This window comes from Paenibacillus sp. ov031 (assembly GCF_900143165.1).
GTDB classification, from domain to species: Bacteria; Bacillota; Bacilli; order Paenibacillales; family Paenibacillaceae; genus Paenibacillus; species Paenibacillus marchantiae.
The window spans coordinates 747,734-770,017 of sequence record NZ_FRDO01000001.1 but is presented as its reverse complement, the minus strand read 5'-3'; the positions used below and the strand labels follow the sequence as shown (position 1 = coordinate 770,017).

The following is a 22,284-nucleotide window of genomic DNA, read 5'->3' as shown; positions in this document are numbered from 1 at the left end:
GCCCTATTGTAAATTTAGCACCATTTTTCGATGAAATGTCCTTCGTTTTGACCCCGGATCCACTCAAACTGATATCAATGACATTTGCCTTATAGGTATGGATGAGTTAAAATTTTTCCTTAAACGACTTACTACTATAAGAATGGAGCTCTCTTGGAGAGCATCAGGTGAAAATCATGATTGAAGTGAAACAATCCAAATTGGGTAATGGCGAATTTAACCGCGGCGTATTTGCAACCGTAGACATTCCAAAAGGCCAGCTGATCCATCAGGCTCCAGTTGTCCCTTATCCAAATGAAGACCACGAACATGTTGAGAAAACAATTCTCGAAGATTACGTATTCGAATACGGAGCCAATCATACGGCTATCCTGCTGGGCTATGGCAGTTTGATCAACCATTCCTACGAGCCTAACGCCACCTATGATATCAACTTTGAAAACCACACTTTTGACTTCTATGCTTATACAGATATCAAAGCCGGCGAAGAAGTATTGATTAATTATAATGGCGAGGAAGATAACATGGACCCATTATGGTTTCTGGATGATTACGAAGAACGTATGCGTGAGTTGAACGAAGTAAGTGATGGTGCAGAGGATGCTGATGGCATCGAATCTGACTCCAAGGATACGGACTCAAGCAAATAAGACCTTGAGGATAAACGACAACAGTATTGCAACTTCATGTGGACAAAACTTCAACCTATGCCACTGCCTAATTCAAACGAAAACAAGCAAGTCCTCCACCAAGGAAGACTTGCTTGTTTTCGTTTGTTGCAATAAAGTCACATTTCCCAACCAACCCCATATTAATCGGCAATGGGAGGGTCAGTGTGCAGATCCTGATCCGGTTCAGTCAATTTCCATTTGGTAAACGCAACCTCGAACCCGGCACGCTTCGGAGAACAGAGAAACGGGCCTGCTTGCTTGTTCGTCGGATAGGCAAACCTCGCGACCCGAATGGTACGCCAAGGATGCTCATCCGTGCGGGCACGAATAACTACGGCTTCGTCATGGTATGAAGCCCGAATGGTAACGATGCGTCCACCCCACTCCGGTACAGGTGAGAGCGACCAATCGGAAAAACGATCCGTTACGACCGCTCCTACATGAGCCACGCCGTCATTTACTTCAACCCCCGCCTTGATCCATTGATCCTGTCCATGCCAGAGCATTAACCCTGCCTGATCATATAATTCCGTGAATGAACTCAGATCAAATGATACTTCGATTGCCTTGGTTCCATCCCATGGAGCAAGCATGGCATGTCCATTCTGATGGCAGAAACCATAGAAGGTCTTCTCCCAAAAGTCACTGCCCTCCTGTGCCTCCACAATTAGACGGTCACCTTCCGTTCGCGCCTGAACCGGTTCGGTTGTCCACTCGGCTTCATGAATCCGATGAAAATGAACTGACATAATTCTTCCCTTCCTTCCACACCATCACATTAAAATAAAGAGCCTATATCCGATGCGGCTGTAGGATATGCAAAATTCATGGTGTTTAGCTGATCGGTCGTCAAATCGAACTGAATTGCCATGGCGAACAGGTTAATCAGTTCTTCTGTTTTGCCACCCAATACATGGGCACCCAAGATACGTCCTGTTGACTTGTCGATTACAACTTTGGCCATGGCATATTTTTCATTCGTACGTTTATAAGTATACCATTTCGACATGTCATTTACCTTCACCTCATAGCCCTCTTTCTTGGCCTGCTCCACATCAAGGCCAACAGAACCCAGGGATGGCACGGTAAATACAATGGAGGGCATTACTTTATAATTAGGTTTGTTATGATTGCCTTCAAGCAGATTCAAGGATACTGCGCGTGATTCCTGGCCTGCGAGCGGAGTCAACGGAAGTCCTTCCGTTGCGGTAACATCGCCTGCCGCGTAGACTCTTGGATTGCTTTCGCTCTGCAAGTACTCATTAACGGAGATGCCTTTTTTCGTATAGCTGACATTTCCCTTCTCCAGTTCAAGCCCCTCTACATTCGGAATACGCCCTGCTCCGTGAACGACAAGTCCACATTGCCATTGATGATCAGCCCCATTGCGGGTTCCACTGACCACATATGTGTTTCCCTGCTGACGAATTGCCTTCACTTCCGCATTCAAGTGTACATGAATGCCTACTTCTTCGGATTTTTGCAGCAGCATGTCCACCAGTTCCGAATCAAACTGTTCCAGCGGCTGTTCACCTCGATGAATAATATGGACTTCCGTACCAGCTCTGGCCGCAATATGTGCAAATTCAAAAGCAATGTAACCTCCACCTACCAGAACCAATTTATCCGGCAGCTGTTCCAGATCAAGAAAATCATCGCTGTATTTCAGATGCTCTACACCATCAATAGAAAGTGGTGCTGGACGCGCTCCTGTTGCGATGAGAATATGTTTCCCGTGTAGAACTTCGTCCCCTACACGAATATGATCTTCGTCAACAAAAGAAGCCTTGCCATGGAACGTATGCATCCCGGCCTGCTTGAACTTATCCTCGCTTGCTCTCGGAATACTCTCCGTAAATGTTCGCTTGAACGCCATAAGTTCCGACCACTGAATAGAGGCGTTACCTTCCACTCCTTTGCCCTTCATTCGTTCATTCCAGTCGATCAGTTCAGCCGCTCCTGCAAGTACTTTCTTGGGATCACAGCCCCGTAACGCACAGGTTCCGCCAAACTCTCGTTCATCAATCACGGCAATTTTCCATCCGGCTTCGGCGCAGCGGGATATAACAGAGCTTGCAGCGCTCCCGGTTCCAATCGCGATCAGATCATAAGGTTGTGTCATGTTAGTTCCTCCTCTTCATGTATAACCGTAAATATCAAGCTACAGTAACCCTGCTTTTTGCAGATAATCCGTTGCCACTTGCTCTGGAATCGCTCCATTAACGTTCACTTCGTAATTCATTTGACGCATCTCATCGTCCGTGATCCGGCCTGCAAGTTGATTCAGTACCTCCACAAGCTGCGGATATTGGTCTGCCGTTTCTTTGCGGAGCATCGGCGCCCCCTGATATGGCGGGAACAATTCCTGATCATCCTCCAGCACAACAAGTTTATACTGTCTCAGTTCACTGTCTGTGGAATAGGCATCTAGCAAATTAATGTCTCCACGCTGAACGGCTGAATAACGCAGTTTCGGCTCCATTGTGGCTACGTTCGGGAATTTGATGCCATACTTCTTCTGAATACCAACATATCCGTCTTCCCGATCAGAGAATTCCAGTGTGAATCCTGCCTTGATCTGTTGCTGTACCGACTTAAGATCCGATATGGTCTTCAGATTATATCGATCCGCAACCTTCTGAGGCACAGCCAACGTATACGTATTGTTGTAATCCATCGGGTTCAGAAGAACCATATTGAATTGGCTCAACATCCCGTCTCTTGCCTGTTCATACACTTCTGTGCGATCAGTGCTAACTGCGGTTTCCTTCATAAACTCCGATATGGCGGTACCCGTAAATTCTGGATAAATATCAATATCACCTGATTTCAGTGCATTGAACAGAAATGTGGTTTTCCCCAATCCTGGTTTCAATTCAACCTTGAGATCGGTATCTTTTTCAATGAGCAATTTGTACATATTAATCAGAATCTCTGGTTCGGCACCCAGCTTGCCAGCAATAACCAGATCTTTTTGCCCTCCACGGGAGAGCCAAGGAATTGTGATTACCAGAACGGCCACCAGAGCGAGTGTTCCGAGAGTGACCAGCGTTTTCTTGAATGATAAACGTTGGAACTGGCGGAGCAGCACATCAAACAAAATGGCAAGCAATGCGGCTGGGATGGCTCCCAGAATAATCAATGCCGTATCATTTCGATCAATACCTAGCAAAATGAGTTCACCCAGACCTCCTGCGCCAATCAGGGCTGCAAGCGTTGCTGTACCTACAATCAGAACCATTGCGGTACGAATGCCTGCCATAATGACAAGCATCGCGAGTGGCAGCTCTACTTTGGTGAGACGTTGACGACTGTTCATGCCCATCGCATTCGCTGCCTCGACCATGGAAGGATCGACTTCCGATATGCCCGTATACGTGTTGCGGAGTACCGGAAGCAGGGCATACACTACAAGCGCAACAATCGCAGGAAATGTACCGATGCCGAATAAAGGAATGAGCAATCCGAGTAGGGCCAGAGACGGGATCGTTTGCAGTACGGCTGTTACCCCAATTATCGGCTCAGCCACTCTTGGCTTGCGTGTCAGATAAATGCCAAGCGGGATAGCGATCAGAACGGCAAAGAACAATGCGATAAATGAGATCTGAATATGCTCAAGGAGGGCAGACAACAACTGTCCTTTCCGCTCGCTGAACACTTCCGTAAATCTACTCATGTGCTTCACCCCGTTCCTGCAACTGTCCGGACCAGTACCGGATCAGATCGGCTCGACTGACCTGTCCTATAATCTGGTGGTCTTTCTCGACCAGTAAATGATCATGAGAAGCCATGATTTCCACAAAATCCGGCAGCGTAATCGATACGGGAACAGCCGTTTTGGCTGACTTCGGCACATGTCCGGGTGAGAGCGGGGACATGATCGATTCAAGATCAAATATTGAAGTCAGTCGTTCTTGTTCGCCGGAGCCCGCTCTTAATTCATACATTGGATCGTCCCCATCAGATACAGGCTGTGAACTCCTATCCGAACCAGAACCGCCAACAAAGTCACGTACAAATTCATTCGCTGGCTGCTGGATTAGTTCTTCCGGGGTGCCTACCTGTAACACTTGCCCATCCTTCATGATGCAGATACGATCACCCAGCTTCATCGCTTCCTGAATATCATGGGTAACAAATACAATCGTCTTCTTCATCTGACGCTGAATATCCAGAATATCGTCTTGCAATTTCTCGCGGCTCATCGGGTCAAGTGCACTGAACGGTTCATCCATCAGTACAATTTCGGGATCGGCAGCGAGTGCGCGCAATACACCGATTCTCTGTTGTTGTCCACCAGATAGCTCAGCAGGCTTGCGATCACTGTATGTGGTACCTTTCAGTCCGACCATGTCCAGCAAAGTATGTACGCGATCCTTGATTTGCTCTGACTTCCACTTTCGGAGTTCAGGAACAACCGCAATATTTTCGGCAATCGTCATATGTGGGAACAACGCAATCTGTTGTAGCACATATCCGATATTCCACCGCAATTCATGAATGTTATATTCATCGATAGGTCGTTCATTAATTCGTACGGTCCCATCTGTCCGCTCGATCAGACGATTGATCATTTTGAGCATTGTGGTTTTGCCGCAACCGCTCGGACCAATCATGACGAACAGCTCTCCCTTGTTAATGTTGAGATTAACCTGACGCAGAGCATGGGTTCCATCAGGGTATTGCTTGGATACATTTTCGAACTGAATCATCCGTTCTCTTCTCTCCTTTTTATCAAACATTCATTCTCATCTATTTCCCCAAAAGCGTACACGTATAATCACCATGCTGGATTGGGGTATTGTTAAAGGTTGAACAATCAGCAAAAAAGACGGGCGTTCCGGCACCGTCTTCTTGTTATTCAGCAGAATTTGCTTCCAATATTTTTATAATAATTCTTATATCATTTCCCTTAATGCATATGCTGCCTAATAAATTGCTCCAGAGAAACCGGGCTTTGCCCTGTGACTTTCAATACCGTCTCCGTCGTTTGATCTTCTCTTCCTTCCTCCCGGATGAATACATCCAGCCCTGCCAGAGCCGTGGCGTAATCTTCTGACATTCCCGCCTGAATCAGGCTATTTCTCAGTTCTGCATCCGACAATGATTCATGCTGAATACGCTGATCCAATAAACGACTAATGATGTCCGCAACTTGCCCATAAGACAATGTCTCTGGCCCCGTAATGATATGAGCTGTATTATGGGGGACAACATCTGTCAGAGCAAAGAAGGCAACTGCTGCGATATCATCTGCGCTGACAAAACCAATTTTACCTTCACCAGTAGCACTGTAGATTTTACCCAACTGCTTCATCGGCTCCCGATGCGGTCCCTCTGTAAAGTTCTCCATAAAATAGGAAGGCTGTAGTACAGTCCACTCAGGAGCAAGCTCCTTCAAGCTTTGATGTACTTTGCCAAATATAGGTCCGTCTTCATCAACGGAAGCACTGCCAAGTAAGACGAATCGTTTAACGCCGTTCCATAACGCTTCCTTGATGAACGGAATCATTATGGCTTCCAGACTGATCAGTCAAGAAAATACATGCTTTGATTTTTGCCAAAGTGGTATAATGACAGTAGAAGTTGAATTAATCCATTTACCATTACAATCGTGCCAACATATAAAGGAGTGTAGCGATATGCATATTCAAATTACAGATTTGGCTGCTGCGCGATTAACTGAAAGCCTGAATGATCAGCCCGGTTATTTCAAAGTGATCTATGACATGGAAGGTTGTGGCTGTAACGGAATTATCGCCATACTTATCGTGGATGAACCCGAAGCTCTAGATGTACAAATTGAAACCAATCTGGTGCCATTCTATGTCGATCCGAAACAACAGTTAAACCTGGAGCAGCACATGAAGCTGGACACGGAACTCAACTATCCTTCCTTCAAACTAAGCAGTGATTCCGGTGTACTCAGCAGCAATGTCCGTGTTCGGGATGCTCGCGCTGTGGCTGCTGGAAGCTCCGGCAATTCTGTTTCATGCGAGCTGTAATTCAAAAGTTTGTGGCTGAAATAATGAGCATTTGATTCGCCTATCTATGTATACAAAAAGACTTTGCACAAAAGGTGCAGAGTCTTTTTTTGTGCTCTTTTTCTCGTCAGACAATTAAAAGCTATGAATCTCGCAAACTTTGTTTACAACTCGGAAACAATTGGAGAACCTATGGATATAATCCTCTAGTATACTCGGTATATACCAAAGAACGAGATTGATATAACCCGAGGAGGAACACCCATCATGAAATCTTTTACACGTAAATCCATCGTATCCACGATACTTATAGGTTCTGTCGTAGCAGGCTCAGCATTCACAACGCTGCCCTTCACCAAGGAACTGAATCCGGTCGCATCTGCTGCCAGCTCCAGCTTCACTCAATTCCTGCACGATAATGCACCTGGACGCACAATTAAAACGAGCAGCAGTGGCCTGGCAACGGTAACGAATCTATCAAGCACGGTTGTGCTAGTGAATAAAAAGAGAAACTTGCCTTCAACCTATGCCCCTCAGGATCTGGTTGTTCCTAACATCCCATTTAGCTTCTCCGGGTCCAGTCCGAAAATGCAAATGCGTAAAGTAGCCGCTACCGCAATTGAGAACTTGTTCGCAGCAGCAAAAAAAGACGGCATTGATATCAAAGCCGTGTCCGGTTATCGCTCTTATGCTACCCAAAAATCCATTTTTGACCGTAATGCAAGTATCAAAGGCGAAGCCGTTGCGAATAAAACCAGTGCTCGTCCTGGACAAAGTGAACATCAGACGGGTCTTGCGATGGATATCTCCAGTGCATCAGCGGGATATGATTTGCAACAAAGCTTTGGAAACACCAAGGAAGGCAAATGGCTGAAAGCCAATGCACATAAATACGGATTTATCATTCGTTATGGCAAAGATCAGGAGAAACTGACAGGCTATTCTTATGAGCCATGGCATGTGCGTTATGTTGGCGTGTATATTGCGGGTGAAATTACGAGTCAGAACCTTACACTTGAACAGTACCTGGAGCGCGCCAAATAAAACAGTAGAAATCTGATGACAAAAGGTATTCATTCCACTCTCATATGACTATCGTATGTAAATTACAGATACAACTAACAGGACGGGGCTCGATTTCGGGCGCCGTCCTGTTGCATTATATCTACAACATTTTAATCGTTCTCCAAATCGAAAAGATAAGGATCAGCTCAACCACATTGATGTTAAGTTCGATTCATTGCAGATTTAAGGTTTACTATTCAGTTCTGTGCTCCATTCCTCTACAGCATCAACGACCTGTTTTAATTGCTGCTCTTCCTCAATCGCTGGATCATTGTCCCCTTTTTGCTTCCCATAAGAGCCAAATTGGCCATGGTTCCCTCCTTCTACACTGACATACAAAGTGTCAGCAGGTAGATTGGTTTTGGCACTTTCCCAAGCTTCTTTATTGAGAACTCCATCTGCTGTACCTGTAATTTGCAAAACAGATAAATCAGTGTCTTTTATGGATCCGCCCTCATCCGCATAAGAAGCCAAGAAAAATACACCCTTAAGCTTCTCACTGTGTTCCGAAGCATATCTCGCTGCAAATGAACCTCCTAAAGAGTGACCCCCAATAACAAATGATTCGTCTGGGTGTTCTTCAAGAAAGGAGTCCGCTTTATTTTGACCGAAAATGGCTAGATTCAGTGGCATTTCCGCAATATATACGCGATGTCCCCGTTGAGCCAGTTCTCTGGCAAATGGTGAGTAGCTTTCCGGTTCTACTAAACCTCCAGGATAAAAAATAATATTCGGTTCAATTACTTTCCCGGTTTGTGGCTCAAATTTATAACCGTCTTTGATCTCTGTTACTATGACCTGATTATCATTCTGAAATGCGAGTTCTGCTTGATTGGAAGGACTGTAGGTTATCGAATTGAGGTATACCAATAAGCCAATGATTACAATTACAATGAGGGAAACTCCCCATATCAATATTTTAGTCCATTTGTTTTTTTTCTCTGTTTTTGCCAAAGTTAAAACCTCTTTCAATATTATTTTGGATTAGGTTATCATTGAATTGCTGCTTCAGTTCCAGTAAATTATATTTACCGGTAAGTAAAATTACAAGTCTAATCTTATTCAATGGATAAGTTGTCATAAAATATTCACGGAGGTAATGATGAAAATGAATACAGATTCACAACGCTTACCAGGAAGACCCAAACAAGCAGAAGATGATTTACCCGTACAAGAAATAATTCTTCAAACGGCCGCCAAACTCTTTATGGAGCATGGGTACGAACCTGTTTCACTCCAACAAATCGCTAAAGCTTGCAATGTGTCTAAACCATCCATTTATTATCACTTCACCAGTAAACCGGAACTTTTTAAGATCGCGGTTACGACCATGTTTAAACATGTGCACCAAGCTACGTCACGATTATTAAGAGAAGCAGACAATCTGGAAACAGGACTGCTCCATGTGGCAGAAGCAAGGTTAGCTAATCCTCATGCGGAGATTGAGACTCTGCTCAAAGATGCGGAGAGATATTTGAGTGAGAAACAGATTGAGGAAATCAGAGCAGCGGAAAATAAAATTTACGTAGAGCTGGCTGATTATTTTAAAGATGCGATGGATAATAACCTGCTTCGAAGCAACAATTCCATGCTTCTCGCGCAAACTTTCTCAACAATGATGGTCATCGGCAATAAGGTAGATACATTAAGAGAATATGATTACACTTTAAATTTAGGTAAGGAGATTGTCGGAATTTTTTTGCGAGGTACAATGGTGAGATGACTGGCCTCCAGACTTATATAAAAATGGCGTTCCTCTCTCCTCGTTCGGGGTTGGAGCATAAGACATGGAGTGTAAAAAAAAGATGAGACGTGTATGAGAGGTTGAAGAAGCGCCTGCAAAATGCTAAGGAACCTCAGACACGTTATAACGGGGTTTAGGCCATATGTAACGTTTTTGGAGCATTTTAGGAAATAACGTGTCCGGTGTCCCTTGCAATTGAAAAAGAGAGCCAGGGGCCCATAAGCCGTCTATTCCTTAAGTAAAGAACATGCTCATGATGCCTGAACCTTCCTGCCGACCTGCTATTTTTCTGAAAACGACTGGCAGCCTCTTCACACTCTCCGTCCCGGCCCAGGAACCAACGCCTGCAAGAAGTGCATTATGAAACCAAAAAAGTGCAACATTATACGCGATGGTTCCCAGTACCATCTCCACCACCAAAAAACGTTTTAGCGTGGAAGATTCGATGACGTACACCTGAAATTCATTTCGCGACTTTCCAGCCTTGTGCCTTGTGATGAATGTTTTCATGAATCACCTCTTCTGTTTTATTTTATCGTATGGCAGGCAGATCTTGTCTTATTCAAAAATAATACTTACATAAAGTAACTTAGTGTGTTATAGTCAGTTTATAAACCATACATAAGCGAGGGAAACTACCATGAGTGAATTGGAGAATCTGGTCAAAAACCGTAGATCGGCCGTTATTTTTGAAGAAGGAATTGAGATTCCAGAGTCAGAATTGCAAGAGATGTTTGCCTTGAACAAATTCGCACCTTCCGCCTTTAACCTCCAGCATACGCACTATCTTGTGCTGACGGACCCGGCTCAGAAAGAAAAAGTCTATGAAGCTTCCCAGCAATATAAAGTAAAAACGGCCTCTGCGGTCATTGTTGTCCTCGGCGATGTCAACGCACACCATCACATCCGCACAATCAATGAGGGCCTGCTGAACCTTGGTGCGATGACTCCGTTTCAATACGAGCAAGAATCACAGAGTGTCATCGAATTTTACGAAACGCGGGGAAGGTTCTTCCAGAGGGAAGATGCAATTCGTAATGCCAGCCTGTCAGCGATGCAATTGATGCTTATCGCTCAGGATCGTGGTTGGGACACCTGCCCCATGATTGGCTTCGACGCGGAAGAGTTGCAACGCAGTTTGGATATTCCCGACCATTATGTACCTGCCATGCTAATTACAATCGGCAAAAAGTCCGAAGCCAAACAACGTCCGCGCGGATACCGCAAACCGATTAACGAATATGTAAGCTTCAACAAAATGCATGCCGAATAACTTGGGAATGTGACATCCGTAACTTTTCACTGATTCCATTACAAAAGAGAGGTCGATGATCAGATCATCGGCCTCTTTCCTATTTCCCCAGAATAAACAAATCGCACGTCAAACCAATCTCTCTTTCCCCAAAAATACATATGAATATTTTTTTATACCATGATAGCATTCGAGATGTAACCCATAATCGTAACGAAAGGAATGAACTCCAATGGAATTCCACATCGAAAACCTGCCAACCTCCCGAATTGCTTATGTACGACAAGTGGGTCCGTATGGTCCTGCTAACAGCCACGCGATGGAAACATTAAAGACCTGGGCAAGATCCAAAGGCCTGCTTACAAGGTCGACCATCTTGTTCGGCATTCCGCAGGATAACCCGAAAACCACCCTCCCCTCTCAATGCAGGTATGATGCATGTATTGTCATATCAGAGGGTTACTGCCCGGATGAGTCGACTCCCCAACTTGAAGAAACTGAACTTCTTGGCGGGCAATATCTGGTTTGCAAAGTCAAACACACAGCAGAAGATGTGCAGCAAGCCTGGACCGAGATTTTCCCGTATTTGCAGAGCAATGGTTGTATTATGGACAACAAACCCATTTTGGAAAGGTATGCCGGTGATCTGCTTCTTCTGGATTTTTGCGAAATATGTGTACCCGTTAAGCCGCTATAAATCATTTAAAGTTGTGGATGCCAAAAACAACAAAAGCGACTTCAACGTTGAAGTCGCCTTTGTTTCTAACTTATTGCCTTGTTTTCACCAATTAAAATGCCCAGTTCCCTTTGCGGAATACAGGTTCCACCGTTCCATCCTGCAACTCACCATCAATGTCGAGCTCTGCGGAGCCGATCATAAAGTCCACATGGGTCAGACTAACGTTGCATTCATGTTTCAGCAATTCCTCGTTAGACATCGTCGTACCATCTTTCATGTTGAACGGGTATGCACTTCCTACAGCCAGATGGCAAGATGCATTCTCATCAATACCGGTATTATAGAAAATACGATTCAAGTTGGAGATTGGCGAATCATGCGGCACGAGGGCAACTTCGCCAAGATAACGTGCACCTTCATCGGTGGCAAACAGGTTTTTCAGATGCTCTTCACCCGAAGCTGCTGTAAAAGCAACGACCTGTCCATCCTTAAACGTAATTCTCATCTGGTCCACTAGTTGACCATTCAGGTTCAGCGGCATCGTGCTGCTGACGAATCCGTTGACTCCACTGCGCTTCGGCATTGTAAATACTTCTTCTGTCGGCATGTTCGCAACGGTATACACACCTTGCTTGTTTTCGCTACCGCCGCCACCCCAGATATGGTTGTTCACCAGCTCAATTTTCAAATCCGTTCCGGGTGCGCGGTAGTGCAGGCTTTTATAATTTTTCTTGTTCAGCAAATCACTCATAGCATTCAGGGTGTCCAGATGTTTTTTCCAGTTCTGAATAGCATCTCCGCCATCGACACGGTTCATTTTGAAGATGGTTTCCCACATCACGTTAATGCGATCTTCCTCTGGAATGTCGGCAAATACTTTGTTCGCCCACGCCTTGGTTGGCGCTTTGATCAGACACCAGCTAATTTCGTGGTTACGTGTATATTTCGAAAATCCGCGACGTGCATGAGCCGCCGCTTTGGTTGCACGCGAAACATTGTCGGAATTGATGCCTTTGTATAATTCAGGGTCAGGTACTTTGATCGTGAGCGTAGCGCCGCCTGCTTCTGCAAACTTCTCCATCATTTCCGCCTTCCAGGCCGGGTAATAATCGAAGCTGTCATCAGAGCCATGTTCAAAACGGCTGCGTGTAATATCGTCATCATCAAAATCAACCTGTACATACTTGGCGCCAGCCGCATACGCTTTTTGCACGATAAGACGTGTGAATTCCAATGTTTCGATGGGTGCCGTTACGAGCAGATCCTGTCCTTTCTGAATATTTACGCCAACTTTGACAACCAGCTCTGCGTATTGTTCCAACGATTTTTCAAAGGTTTGTTCAAAATTACTCATGGTTGTGTTCACTCCTGTTTCATATTTGAATACTATTGCTGCACAATCATTTAAGCCTTGCGTTTCTCCTGCTCACGCAGCTCTATCCGGCGGATTTTTCCTGAGTTTGTTTTCGGCAGATCGGCTACAAACTCGATTTTACGTGGATATTTGTAGGGTGCTGTCCATTCCTTCACATGGTTTTGCAGTTCACGCGCCAGTTCTGGTGATGCGAGAGACTCGTCTCTCAGCACTACAAATGCTTTCACTACGTTACCACGGATCTCATCAGGACTCGCTACGACCGCACATTCCTTCACGCTGGCGTGTTTCATCAGCGCTTCTTCCACCTCGAACGGTCCAATCGTGTATCCCGAACTGATAATGATATCATCACTTCGACCTTCAAACCAGAAGTAGCCTTCTTCGTCTTTGCGTGCGCGGTCACCTGTTACAAAATAATCCCCACGCTGATTCGCTTCCTTCCGTCCCTCATCCTGGTAATAGGCACGGAACAAGGCTGGCATATCCTTATGCACTGCGATATCTCCTACTTCACCAGCAGGTACAAGTTGTCCCTCTTCATTGACGATCTCAATAAGGCCTGGTGTAATGGACTGCCCCATAGAACCAATTCGTACGGGAGCATCTTTTAAGCTGCCGATCAGCAGCGTGCTCTCGGTTTGTCCATATCCGTCCCGGATCGTCAGGTCAAAGTGACGCTGGAAAATTTCAATTACTTCCTGATTCAACGGCTCACCAGCAGACACGGCGCTGCGCAGTGCGGACAGATCATGGTGACCCAGATCGTCTGCTTTGGCCATTAACCGATATTCCGTCGGCGTACAGCACAAGACGTTGATCTGATGCTCCTGCAACAGTTCCAGATAACGTTTGGGTTGGAATGATCCATTGTAGACCAGTCCGGTAGCCCCTCTTCCGAGTACAGACAGGAACGGACTCCAGATCCATTTTTGCCATCCCGGTGCTGCCGTTGCCCATACCGTATCCGAAGGCTGAATATCCAGCCATAACGATGAAGCGATCCGTAAATGGGCATACCCCCAACCATGACTATGTACTACGCCTTTTGGATTACCAGTCGTACCGGAGGTATAAGCGAGAATAGCCATATCGTCACGATGTGTTTCCACCGCAGCCATCGTATCGGATTGGCCTTGCATTAACTGGTGTACATTGACCCAGCCTTCTCCAGGTACGCTATCATCACCATTTGGTGATGCAACGATGCGGTGTGCCAATGCCGGCAGATCTGCATCTATTTTTTCAACTTCAGCAGTCGTCTCGGACCAGACAATGACAGCCCGGGCCTCGGAATGCCGAAGACGATACTCCAGATCTTTCGCACGCAGCATCTCGGAAGAAGGAATAACAGCAATCCCCAGTTTCAGGCAGGCAATGTATATAACATAGGCAATAATTCGGCGTGGTACCATGACCAGCACCCGGTCGCCCTTCTCCAAACCAAGATCACGCAAGCCTCCAGCAAGACGATTTGCCTGCTTCAATAACTCACCATAAGTGATCTCTTCCAATTCTTTATGATCGCTCAGCCATCTAAGTGCAACCCGATCCGACGGGTGATTCTCCATCTCGGATGTCAGGTTATAGGTTTCAGGCGAAATCCACTGTTGAAAATTCAAATGGAGCCTCTCCTTCATATTTCAAATGTATAGCATCTATATATTATACCCTAAATCCTAGGACCTGGTGCTATGATATGAAATAGTTTAAGAAAAAAATAAACATAGGTCAATTAAGCCGACGCTCTAAAAGGTCTATCTCTACATATAAAGAACGATAAGTAAGACAAAAAAAGTGTCCTCCCGACTACAGGAAGACACCTTCGTTATCCCAACATATCTATATCATGGGGATCAAATTAATCATTGTAGACATGACTCTGAATCTCCAAAGTCGTATCTCTCCGTTACAAGTTTACCAAGCGTAGTTTCCGATGCCATCCAAGATGCTTTCGATTTCATTCAGCTCTTCTGTCGTCAGATCTGGTGCCTGAAGGGCCGCTACGTTTTCTTCAATCTGGGACACACGGCTTGCGCCGATCAGAGCGGAAGTAACTCGGTTACCACGCAAAATCCAATTCAGCGCCAACTGGGAGATCGTTTGACCTCTACGTTCAGCAACCGCCTGAAGTGCTTCGAACTTGGCGATCCGTTCGTCCGTATAGGCTTCTTTTCTCAGATTGCCTGTTGGATTAGCGCGCTCTTCCTTGATCTTGTCCACATATTTATTCGTCAACTGTCCCCGGCCAAGCGGACAGAATGCGATCGATCCTACGCCGTGCTCATCCAACACATCCTGCAATCCATCCTCAATCCAGCGATTCAGCATCGAATAATTTGGCTGGTGAACCAGACAAGGTGTTCCGAGACGACGCAAAATAGTAACTGCTTCTTTTGTCTGTTCAGCATCATAGTTGGACAAGCCTACATACAGAGCTTTACCCTGTCTAACGATATGATCCAGCGCAGTCATCGTTTCTTCGAGCGGTGTTTCCGGATCTGGACGGTGATGATAGAAAATATCTACGTAATCCAGTCCCATCCGGCTCAGACTTTGGTCCAGACTGGCAATGAGGTTTTTGCGGGAACCCCATTCGCCGTATGGACCGTTCCACATATGATAACCTGCCTTGGTGGAGATGAGCAGTTCGTCGCGGTAAGGACGCAGATGTTTTTTGAGAATGACACCAAAATTCTCTTCGGCTGATCCTGGAGGTGGTCCATAGTTGTTGGCCAAGTCGAAATGGTTAATCCCCAGATCGAATGCGCGCAGAATCATCTCTTCCTGAATATCCAGGGTGCGGTTTCCACCGAAGTTTTGCCATAAGCCTAGTGCTATTTGCGGCAGCTTAATTCCGGTTTTGCCAGAGCGGGCATACTTCATTTCACTGTATCGTTGTTCACTCGCAGTATAAGGCATCGTTAATCTCTCTTTTCCTGTAAAAGTTATTGAATACCCTTTCATCTTAGACACTTTCCATGTAAAACGATATGGCATTTCACTACAACGATATGGAAAAATGATTGGTATCTTCATCAAATGACATTTATAAAACGATTCCTTTTCACCTTTTATATGTTAAAATGCAAGGTATAACGACCTCATAACAGGAGTGAATAGCCTTGATTACGTATATGTGCAAAAACAATCACTTTCAGGAGCTGCAGCTCCTTCATTACGGCACAGAAGCTTGCGCACCCGGTCACCACTTCGGCCCGGCCATGCGGGATTATTACAAAATCCATTACATATTGGACGGCAAAGGTACCTTCGAAGTTGGAGGCAAAAAGGTTACGCTGCGCAAAGGTCAGGGGTTCCTCATCGTGCCCCATTCTGTCGTTCATTATGAAGCAGATCAGGATGATCCGTGGGAGTATAGCTGGGTTGCTTTCCAAGGAAGCACCTGCCCTTCGTTATTACAGCAGGCCTGCCTGTCTGAGCACCATCCGATCTTTGAGATGGGTAATGACGATGACGAGATGCGCTCCTGTCTGCACCGCATGATTAGCTCTCGCAACACCCATAAGGGATGGGAGATCAGCATGACGGGATTGCTCTTTCAGTTTTTCTCCATTTTGATTGATCGAGCCGGTGAGGACAGACCTATTCCGCTCCAGGACTATACGAAAGAAACTTATGTCACTCAGGTGATGGATTTCATTGAGATTAATTATGCTAATACCATAACCGTACAGTCCATTGCGTCTCATGTTGGCTTACAGCGCAGTTACTTGTGCTCTCTCTTCAAAGACAAGATGGGCACCAGCATTCAGTCTTATCTGGTCAATTACCGCATGCGCAGGGCGGCTGAGCTGACGCTGGATCCGGCTTTGACCATTGGGGATATCTCCCGTTCCGTTGGATATGCCGACCAGCTGCTTTTCTCGAAAATGTTCAAAAAAGTTATGGGCGAAGCCCCTACGTATTATCGCAAACACAAAACAGCACCTTCCCATTTATGCAGCTAATGGGAAAGTGCTGTTTTGTATTTTTACACAGGATATCACTACCTGCTTATGACTGAATTCCATTCGTTCGTTCTAATCGTTCTGCTTTAAACTTGCTCCTGCATGGTCACGCCTACCACTTGAACTTTAATTTCATTGACCATAATGCCTGTTAATTGCTCGACAGCTTGCTGCACATTATGTTGAAGTTCCTGACAGACTTCATGCATCTTTCTGCCAAATTGAACATTGATTCGCAGTTGGATAGATGCCTGATCATCTTTGATTGCAACGTCAATTCCTTTCTGCAAGCTCTTTCCGCTGATACTCTTGGCGATTCCTTCGGTAAGACCAACAGACATGGAGGATATTCCCTCTGTAGTTTGAGCGGCCATGCCAACAATTTTGGATACTACATCGTTGGAAATATGAATGGCGCCCATTGGAACAGTTTGTGGCTCAATATACTCAGGTTCAGTGTATGGTTGTGGGATGATTTCAGACATGATTTCCACTCCTTCTATATCATTTATAAATGTTTAAGCATTCTGCCATTTGTCCTTGAAGAATAGCTGATAGATTCGTACCAAAATAATCTTAACGATCATGTAGACAGGGATGATAATCAGAATGGCAATAATGCCGCCCAGATCCCCTGCACCCAGCACCAATATAATGGTGGTAAGCGGGTGAATATCGAGTTTTTTGCCGAATACATACGGTGCAACCAGATTATCCTGAATTTGCTGTGCAACCAGAATAATAATGAGTGACCAGATCGCAACCGAAGGGGATACCACCAGTCCCATAATGACAATAGGAACGGAGGACAGAATCGCCCCGATAAACGGAACAAAGTTCATAATGACCGCAATCACGGTTAACAGCAGTGCATACGGGAGACCGATGATCAGGAAACCGATATACATCAGCACGCCCAAAGCCAGATTCACGAGAACTCGTCCCACGATAAAGCCGCTTAACGCCTGATCGATCTCAAGTACCACATCACGACTGTCTTTTTGGAAACGTTTAGGTGCAATGTGCACCAGCTTACGACCGAATTTCTCTCCCTGCTTCAACATGTAGAACAAGATGATCGGGAAGGTAAACAGAACAATCGCAAAGCTTGAGATGAGTGAGAAGAATCCACTCACATAGTTCGTTACAAAGGTGAAGCCTTTGTTAATGTAATCCGTAATCTGCGAAAACGGGGTCGACCCTTCCGGGAACAAAGCCGTAATGGCACCGTTCTGCTCGAGCTCTTTAAGCTGCAAACTCAGTGAATTGATTAAATTTGGTGCGTTTTCTACCAGGTTGATCAACTGCTCGCGTAGTGAAGGCCATAACCCTATAATAAACAGGGCGAACAGTATACCAAACACCAGATAGATCAACAAAATGCTAAGTGTGCGATTCAGCTTCTTTTTTTCCATGTAATTGACGAGCGGCCGCAGCAGATAATAAAAGAATACGGACAACATCATCGGCACGGTAATCACCGTAATCATGGTAACAAGCGGTTGGAAAATAAAGCTGACACGTGATAACAGATAGATATTGATCAGTATCAGTGCCAGTGCAATACTGAAACGTACAAACGAATTTACTTTGAACAAAAAGTTTCCCCTCCACTTAACCTTTTCTATATGAGCATTTTGCAAATGGTGATCAGAATGACAAATGTTTATGTCAACCTTATCCTTTATGTCGGTTCTTTATTTCGGAATCTGTATAGTGAACACCGTCGTCTCTCGTCCACGCTGGGAAAGTGTTAATCGTCCACCCATTTTCTCGGTGTTCCGCCGCGCAATTGCTAGTCCAAGCCCGGTACCCCCGGTTCCCGTACGAGCCTCATCCCCTCGCACAAATGGATCAAAGATGGTTGCCCACAACTCTTGAGGGATACCCACACCGGTATCAGCAACCTCGATAACCACATGGTTGTCCAGTGGGATTAACTCCACACGCAGCTCCGTCCCCCGAGGGTTGTAGGACAAGGCGTTTGTAATCAGGTTCTGAATCACTCTGGACAACAGTTCCGGATCATACCTTGCATAGATCTCTTCATCAGGAACGAGCACATGCAGGCCAAAATGGTTCTGCTCAATCTCACCATATGTGTCGGCCATAATTTCACGTACAAATTCGCCGATTTCCCGCTGCTGAATGTGCATACGGAAGTCAGGTGAATCCACTTTGAGCAATTCCAGCATGTTCTGAATCATGCGCGCAACCTGAACGGACTTGTTGTAGATATAACCCAGATATCGCTGCTGCCTGTCCTTATCTTCCCCCCGCCCTTCCACCAAAGCCTGGGCGTATCCTTGAATACTCGTGATCGGGGTCTTGAGATCATGTGACAGATCCACAATTAAGCGCTGTTTGCTCTCTTCAGCATAACGTTTCTCCGCAGATGTATTCTCAATGACGTCCGCCATATAATTGAAGGTTTCTCCAATCTGGACAAATTCCCTCTCTGCCGAGATGGACATGCGTGTACTATAATTTCCCTGGATCATCTGGGTAAGACCTAGAGAGAGAATACTTAGCGGCTTTTTGATTCGCCGGGCGACCCAATAGCTGTATACAAATATCAGCAGCAAGACCAATCCGATCCCGATCATAATGTAGAACGATAACGGATGCTTCAAATTGGTAATCAGCTGATTATCATTAATTCGCACACTGACCAAGTCACGCGGAATCTTCAGCAAAACGTACTTTGCAGCTCCCTCTGTTGAAAGTGGACTAATGGAGTAATAGTACGGCTGTTCATTTCGGTTTTCGAGTCCTGCATATAGCTCAGCTTCACTGTACTGAGTGAACGTATCCTGCTTGTCCCCGATATAACGAATGACCCTGCGATCCGCATCCAGCACTTCAATCCATCCCCCACTGTCCTTCAGACGCTGAATTTCGGTATTATTGGTCTCATCGGAACTACCGGACAGCCATTCGTTCTCCAGTTCTGTCACGTACACATGTGCCTCCACATTCAGATCAGGATCCACCACCTGATCCGAAATGCGGAAATCAACCACATCCAGATTAATGATAATGTACACGATGGCTACCAGTAACAACAAAAAGAAGTTGAACAGCAAAAAGTCCAGTGTCAGGGACGTTTGCAATAGTCTCTTTTCTCTAGCTTTCCATGGGCGCTTCAATTTTGTATCCCAGTCCCCTTATCGTTTTTAAATATTCCGGTTGCCTGGAGTCGCGCTCGATCTTTTCCCGAATGTTACTGATATGTACCATTATCGTGCTGTCCTCGTGAGCGTAATAATCTCCCCAGACGGCTTCGTATATTTTTTTACGGGTGAAGACACGGCCTGGCTGCTCAAGCAGAAGCTCCACGATTTTGTACTCTGTTGAGGTCAATGTCACAGGTTTACCCGAGCGAAAAAGGATACATTGGGATCGATCAAGCCTAAGCTCACCCAGCTCAAGATTTAACTCCTTAGCAGCAGGCACGTCAGGTGCATCAAATTGATTGACTCTTCTGAGCAAAGCTTCCACTCTGGCGACAATCTCCAAAGGATTGAAAGGTTTGGAGATGTAGTCGTCAGCACCCAATCCGAGTCCAAGGATTTTGTCATGGTCCTGGCTTTTGGCCGACAGGAACAGAACGGGCATATGATGTGTGGACCTGATTTGTTTGATCAGCTGGAGTCCATCCATTACAGGCATCATAATATCCAGTATGACCAGATCAATCTGAGTTGAACGAATACACTCTAGCGCCTCTACTCCATTAACGGCTGTCACAATGTTGTAGTCCTTCTCAAGGTACAGCTGAAGCAGTTCCACAATTTCGGGTTCGTCATCTGCAATTAATAGTGTGTATCTCATGCGAATCCTCTCATTCCTATTTCAATAAATTCAGTTTTCATTCGAATTCGTATCCGTACATTCCATTTGTTATTGTTCATATGTCTATACGTTACTACTATATACTACGTCTCTTAAATCAATCTAAACCATTTCTAAAGATAACCTAAATAAAAAGCCCAGGCATCAGGCCAGAGCTTCAAATATAAAGCTAAAATAAGTAAAGATTCAGTACCATTCATCACTTGCTACGTAACCAGGGTTCAACCCGGGCATATAATCGGTCCTTATCATATTGCACATACTGACTCGCCCGATTGCGTACCGGGTCACCGGCATAGAAACGTTCATACAGATCATGTCTGGCTCCCAGCGGACTTCCTGTCAGCTCCCAGGCAAGCTGAAATAATCGAATCTTCTCTGGTGCCTGCATCGTTACGCCTCCAAGATACTTGTTCATCATAGGGCTGATACTTCCTTCCAGCTCCAGCTTCCCGGAAGGAATCTGAATAAGGCCACCTGCAGCTATAGTCTTCAAAATCTCAACAGCACGCGGGTAATAATGGTTCCCCAGATTACGGGCTGTTTCGATATATTTGAATGATGGTAGCCAGTTCCCATGAACATCCGGGGCAGCCTGTGCCTCAGATGCGATGATGAGTCCTTCAATCGTATGCATCTGGCTGATCATCTCCCCAAGCTGTTCCTGTACATTCAGGAAGGCATCCACTCCAATCTCCTTGGCAATGGAAGACGTGATGGCTGTAATGAATTCCAGCTTCGAATGCAGCCGAATAATGCTCTGATGATAAGCCAGACTGGAGGATGCCACGTTGCAGCGAATCTGCCATACCGCTTCCGGATTGTTGTGCAGCAGTACACGCTCCCAAGGTACAAATACGTCGTCAAAAAATAATATAGCATCCATCTCATCATACTGACTACTGAGCGGATGAGCAGTATCTGAATCTAATGTTGCAAAAGATTCTCTACATACCATATGTAATCCTGGACTTCCTGCTGCCACTATAACCATATGCGCCAATTCCGGACGATGTCCAGGAATGCGCTGAATCGGATATGCAATGATATCGTCCGCATATGGAGCAGCAGTTGCCACCATCTTGGCACCACGGAGGACAACGCCCTCTGTATTGGTACGAATGATTTGAAACATTGCATCTTCATCTTCCCCTACAGGCAGAGCACGATTAATCTGCGGGTCCCGCTGCACAATGGTCAGGAAGGCATCCTTCCGTTTTGCCTCATCATAATAGGCAGCGATTTTACCTCCATATGCTGGGTCATATGCAGCCATCGCATCCCGTGTGGCGTACCATCCGGTCAGGCGGGATCGGGCGTAATCCGAGAGACGGCTCATTACCCCGTAGGTGCGATCAGACCACAATCGAAAGGCTGCCGCCCTGCTGCTGATCTCCTGAGCATTGCAGGGTACTCGAAAAGCCTGATGTACATATCCGTTCGTCTGCTCATCCCAATAAGCCACTGTTTCTCTCGTGTCCGCATCATCCACCAGATTGAACAGACTTTCAATCGTTTGTAAGGTTCCCCGGAAGGCAGAATGCTCTGTTACTCGAATACGTTCTCCATCCAGCCATACATTCCGTTCATCGTTCAACCGTTGCAGATAAGCTTGTCCACGGGACATCGTTATGCTCAATGTAATCCTCCTTCTCAGTTAGAAAGGCTAGGAAACTCAATGGTGATAA

The 22,284-nt window shown here is 45.6% G+C and carries 22 protein-coding genes; 7 read left to right on the top strand and 15 right to left on the bottom strand.

What is annotated here, in order from left to right; translation table 11 throughout:
- The first annotated feature begins 176 nt into the window (after nt 1-176).
- A complete protein-coding gene (locus tag BUA17_RS03505) occupies nt 177-650 on the top strand; it encodes an SET domain-containing protein (protein WP_063563624.1) in 474 nt (157 codons plus the stop codon).
- 161 nt (nt 651-811) lie between these two features.
- On the opposite strand, the gene BUA17_RS03500 is transcribed toward BUA17_RS03505, so the two are convergent.
- The 5 genes from BUA17_RS03500 to BUA17_RS03480 all read right to left on the bottom strand — a co-directional run bounded on the left by BUA17_RS03500 (nt 812) and on the right by BUA17_RS03480 (nt 6,183).
- The gene (locus BUA17_RS03500) at nt 812-1,420 is read right to left on the bottom strand and encodes a DUF1349 domain-containing protein (RefSeq protein WP_064638788.1); all 609 of its coding nucleotides are present in this window, start codon (nt 1,418-1,420) and stop codon (nt 812-814) included.
- Between the two features lie 29 nt (nt 1,421-1,449).
- Nucleotides 1,450-2,793 carry a dihydrolipoyl dehydrogenase family protein gene (locus BUA17_RS03495; protein ID WP_072732614.1) on the bottom strand — a complete coding sequence of 448 codons (1,344 nt, stop codon included), beginning with the start codon at nt 2,791-2,793 and terminating at the stop codon, nt 1,450-1,452.
- A 39-nt stretch (nt 2,794-2,832) separates the two neighbouring features.
- A complete protein-coding gene (gene opuFB / locus BUA17_RS03490) occupies nt 2,833-4,347 on the bottom strand; it encodes an osmoprotectant update ABC transporter permease/substrate-binding subunit OpuFB (protein WP_072732613.1) in 1,515 nt (504 codons plus the stop codon).
- Nucleotides 4,340-5,383: an ABC transporter ATP-binding protein gene (locus tag BUA17_RS03485; RefSeq protein ID WP_063563472.1), complete on the bottom strand. Its 1,044-nt coding sequence runs from the start codon at nt 5,381-5,383 to the stop codon at nt 4,340-4,342. Before BUA17_RS03485 ends, opuFB begins: the two co-directional genes overlap by 8 nt.
- A 200-nt stretch (nt 5,384-5,583) precedes the next feature.
- A complete protein-coding gene (locus BUA17_RS03480) occupies nt 5,584-6,183 on the bottom strand; it encodes a Rossmann-fold NAD(P)-binding domain-containing protein (protein ID WP_211754034.1) in 600 nt (199 codons plus the stop codon).
- Between the two features lie 130 nt (nt 6,184-6,313).
- On the opposite strand from BUA17_RS03480, the gene BUA17_RS03475 reads away from it, so the two are divergent.
- The gene (locus BUA17_RS03475) at nt 6,314-6,676 is read left to right on the top strand and encodes an iron-sulfur cluster biosynthesis family protein (protein WP_072732612.1); all 363 of its coding nucleotides are present in this window, start codon (nt 6,314-6,316) and stop codon (nt 6,674-6,676) included.
- 246 nt (nt 6,677-6,922) lie between these two features.
- Complete coding sequence (locus BUA17_RS03470) at nt 6,923-7,699, top strand: M15 family metallopeptidase (RefSeq protein WP_072732611.1); 777 nt, start codon at nt 6,923-6,925, stop codon at nt 7,697-7,699.
- A 204-nt stretch (nt 7,700-7,903) separates the two neighbouring features.
- On the opposite strand, the gene BUA17_RS03465 is transcribed toward BUA17_RS03470, so the two are convergent.
- Nucleotides 7,904-8,674: an alpha/beta fold hydrolase gene (locus BUA17_RS03465; RefSeq protein ID WP_063563469.1), complete on the bottom strand. Its 771-nt coding sequence runs from the start codon at nt 8,672-8,674 to the stop codon at nt 7,904-7,906.
- Between the two features lie 154 nt (nt 8,675-8,828).
- On the opposite strand from BUA17_RS03465, the gene BUA17_RS03460 reads away from it, so the two are divergent.
- Complete coding sequence (locus BUA17_RS03460) at nt 8,829-9,443, top strand: TetR/AcrR family transcriptional regulator (RefSeq protein ID WP_244552063.1); 615 nt, start codon at nt 8,829-8,831, stop codon at nt 9,441-9,443.
- A 255-nt stretch (nt 9,444-9,698) separates the two neighbouring features.
- Here BUA17_RS03460 and BUA17_RS03455 read toward each other — a convergent pair whose 3' ends face one another.
- Complete coding sequence (locus BUA17_RS03455; protein WP_072732609.1) at nt 9,699-9,974, bottom strand: hypothetical protein; 276 nt, start codon at nt 9,972-9,974, stop codon at nt 9,699-9,701.
- 130 nt (nt 9,975-10,104) lie between these two features.
- On the opposite strand from BUA17_RS03455, the gene BUA17_RS03450 reads away from it, so the two are divergent.
- Nucleotides 10,105-10,737: a nitroreductase family protein gene (locus BUA17_RS03450; RefSeq protein WP_063563466.1), complete on the top strand. Its 633-nt coding sequence runs from the start codon at nt 10,105-10,107 to the stop codon at nt 10,735-10,737.
- 211 nt (nt 10,738-10,948) lie between these two features.
- Entirely contained in the window at nt 10,949-11,413 is a 465-nt protein-coding gene (locus BUA17_RS03445; protein WP_072732608.1) for an AraC family transcriptional regulator, read from the top strand.
- Nucleotides 11,414-11,504: 91 nt separating this feature from the next.
- Here BUA17_RS03445 and BUA17_RS03440 read toward each other — a convergent pair whose 3' ends face one another.
- The 3 genes from BUA17_RS03440 to BUA17_RS03430 form a co-directional block, all read right to left on the bottom strand.
- Nucleotides 11,505-12,749 carry an aminopeptidase gene (locus BUA17_RS03440; RefSeq protein WP_064638801.1) on the bottom strand — a complete coding sequence of 415 codons (1,245 nt, stop codon included), beginning with the start codon at nt 12,747-12,749 and terminating at the stop codon, nt 11,505-11,507.
- 50 nt (nt 12,750-12,799) lie between these two features.
- A complete protein-coding gene (locus BUA17_RS03435) occupies nt 12,800-14,341 on the bottom strand; it encodes an acetate--CoA ligase (RefSeq protein ID WP_244552112.1) in 1,542 nt (513 codons plus the stop codon).
- Between the two features lie 346 nt (nt 14,342-14,687).
- Nucleotides 14,688-15,692 (bottom strand): aldo/keto reductase, encoded by a 1,005-nt coding sequence (locus BUA17_RS03430; protein ID WP_072732606.1) that lies wholly within the window; start codon nt 15,690-15,692, stop codon nt 14,688-14,690.
- 203 nt (nt 15,693-15,895) lie between these two features.
- On the opposite strand from BUA17_RS03430, the gene BUA17_RS03425 reads away from it, so the two are divergent.
- The gene (locus BUA17_RS03425) at nt 15,896-16,741 is read left to right on the top strand and encodes an AraC family transcriptional regulator (RefSeq protein ID WP_063563461.1); all 846 of its coding nucleotides are present in this window, start codon (nt 15,896-15,898) and stop codon (nt 16,739-16,741) included.
- 86 nt (nt 16,742-16,827) lie between these two features.
- Here the strand turns inward: BUA17_RS03425 and BUA17_RS03420 are convergent, their stop codons facing one another.
- The 5 genes from BUA17_RS03420 to BUA17_RS03400 all read right to left on the bottom strand — a co-directional run bounded on the left by BUA17_RS03420 (nt 16,828) and on the right by BUA17_RS03400 (nt 22,223).
- A complete protein-coding gene (locus tag BUA17_RS03420; RefSeq protein ID WP_072732605.1) occupies nt 16,828-17,226 on the bottom strand; it encodes an Asp23/Gls24 family envelope stress response protein in 399 nt (132 codons plus the stop codon).
- A 33-nt stretch (nt 17,227-17,259) separates the two neighbouring features.
- Nucleotides 17,260-18,339 carry an AI-2E family transporter gene (locus BUA17_RS03415; protein ID WP_063563459.1) on the bottom strand — a complete coding sequence of 360 codons (1,080 nt, stop codon included), beginning with the start codon at nt 18,337-18,339 and terminating at the stop codon, nt 17,260-17,262.
- A 99-nt stretch (nt 18,340-18,438) separates the two neighbouring features.
- Entirely contained in the window at nt 18,439-19,890 is a 1,452-nt protein-coding gene (locus BUA17_RS03410; protein ID WP_072732604.1) for a sensor histidine kinase, read from the bottom strand.
- On the bottom strand, nt 19,868-20,575 hold the full coding sequence (locus tag BUA17_RS03405; protein ID WP_064638805.1) for a response regulator transcription factor: 708 nt from the start codon (nt 20,573-20,575) through the stop codon (nt 19,868-19,870). Before BUA17_RS03405 ends, BUA17_RS03410 begins: the two co-directional genes overlap by 23 nt.
- A gap of 220 nt (nt 20,576-20,795) precedes the next feature.
- Nucleotides 20,796-22,223, bottom strand: coding sequence for a 4-hydroxyphenylacetate 3-hydroxylase family protein (locus BUA17_RS03400; protein WP_072733464.1), 1,428 nt, complete (start codon nt 22,221-22,223; stop codon nt 20,796-20,798).
- Nucleotides 22,224-22,284: the final 61 nt, after the last annotated feature.

Excerpts from the sequence above, each read along its gene's own strand:
- BUA17_RS03420 (WP_072732605.1), bottom strand. The coding sequence starts at position 17,226 with ATGTCTGAAATCATCCCACAACCATACACTGAACCTGAGTATATTGAG.
- BUA17_RS03470 (WP_072732611.1), top strand. The coding sequence starts at position 6,923 with ATGAAATCTTTTACACGTAAATCCATCGTATCCACGATACTTATAGGT.
- BUA17_RS03495 (WP_072732614.1), bottom strand. The coding sequence starts at position 2,793 with ATGACACAACCTTATGATCTGATCGCGATTGGAACCGGGAGCGCTGCA.
- BUA17_RS03445 (WP_072732608.1), top strand. The coding sequence starts at position 10,949 with ATGGAATTCCACATCGAAAACCTGCCAACCTCCCGAATTGCTTATGTA.
- BUA17_RS03485 (WP_063563472.1), bottom strand. The coding sequence starts at position 5,383 with ATGATTCAGTTCGAAAATGTATCCAAGCAATACCCTGATGGAACCCAT.
- BUA17_RS03455 (WP_072732609.1), bottom strand. The coding sequence starts at position 9,974 with ATGAAAACATTCATCACAAGGCACAAGGCTGGAAAGTCGCGAAATGAA.
- BUA17_RS03435 (WP_244552112.1), bottom strand. The coding sequence starts at position 14,341 with ATGGAGAATCACCCGTCGGATCGGGTTGCACTTAGATGGCTGAGCGAT.
- opuFB (WP_072732613.1), bottom strand. The coding sequence starts at position 4,347 with ATGAGTAGATTTACGGAAGTGTTCAGCGAGCGGAAAGGACAGTTGTTG.
- BUA17_RS03430 (WP_072732606.1), bottom strand. The coding sequence starts at position 15,692 with ATGCCTTATACTGCGAGTGAACAACGATACAGTGAAATGAAGTATGCC.
- BUA17_RS03500 (WP_064638788.1), bottom strand. The coding sequence starts at position 1,420 with ATGTCAGTTCATTTTCATCGGATTCATGAAGCCGAGTGGACAACCGAA.
- BUA17_RS03475 (WP_072732612.1), top strand. The coding sequence starts at position 6,314 with ATGCATATTCAAATTACAGATTTGGCTGCTGCGCGATTAACTGAAAGC.
- BUA17_RS03440 (WP_064638801.1), bottom strand. The coding sequence starts at position 12,749 with ATGAGTAATTTTGAACAAACCTTTGAAAAATCGTTGGAACAATACGCA.
- BUA17_RS03505 (WP_063563624.1), top strand. The coding sequence starts at position 177 with ATGATTGAAGTGAAACAATCCAAATTGGGTAATGGCGAATTTAACCGC.
- BUA17_RS03405 (WP_064638805.1), bottom strand. The coding sequence starts at position 20,575 with ATGAGATACACACTATTAATTGCAGATGACGAACCCGAAATTGTGGAA.
- BUA17_RS03400 (WP_072733464.1), bottom strand. The coding sequence starts at position 22,223 with ATGTCCCGTGGACAAGCTTATCTGCAACGGTTGAACGATGAACGGAAT.
- BUA17_RS03480 (WP_211754034.1), bottom strand. The coding sequence starts at position 6,183 with ATGATTCCGTTCATCAAGGAAGCGTTATGGAACGGCGTTAAACGATTC.
- BUA17_RS03450 (WP_063563466.1), top strand. The coding sequence starts at position 10,105 with ATGAGTGAATTGGAGAATCTGGTCAAAAACCGTAGATCGGCCGTTATT.
- BUA17_RS03460 (WP_244552063.1), top strand. The coding sequence starts at position 8,829 with ATGAATACAGATTCACAACGCTTACCAGGAAGACCCAAACAAGCAGAA.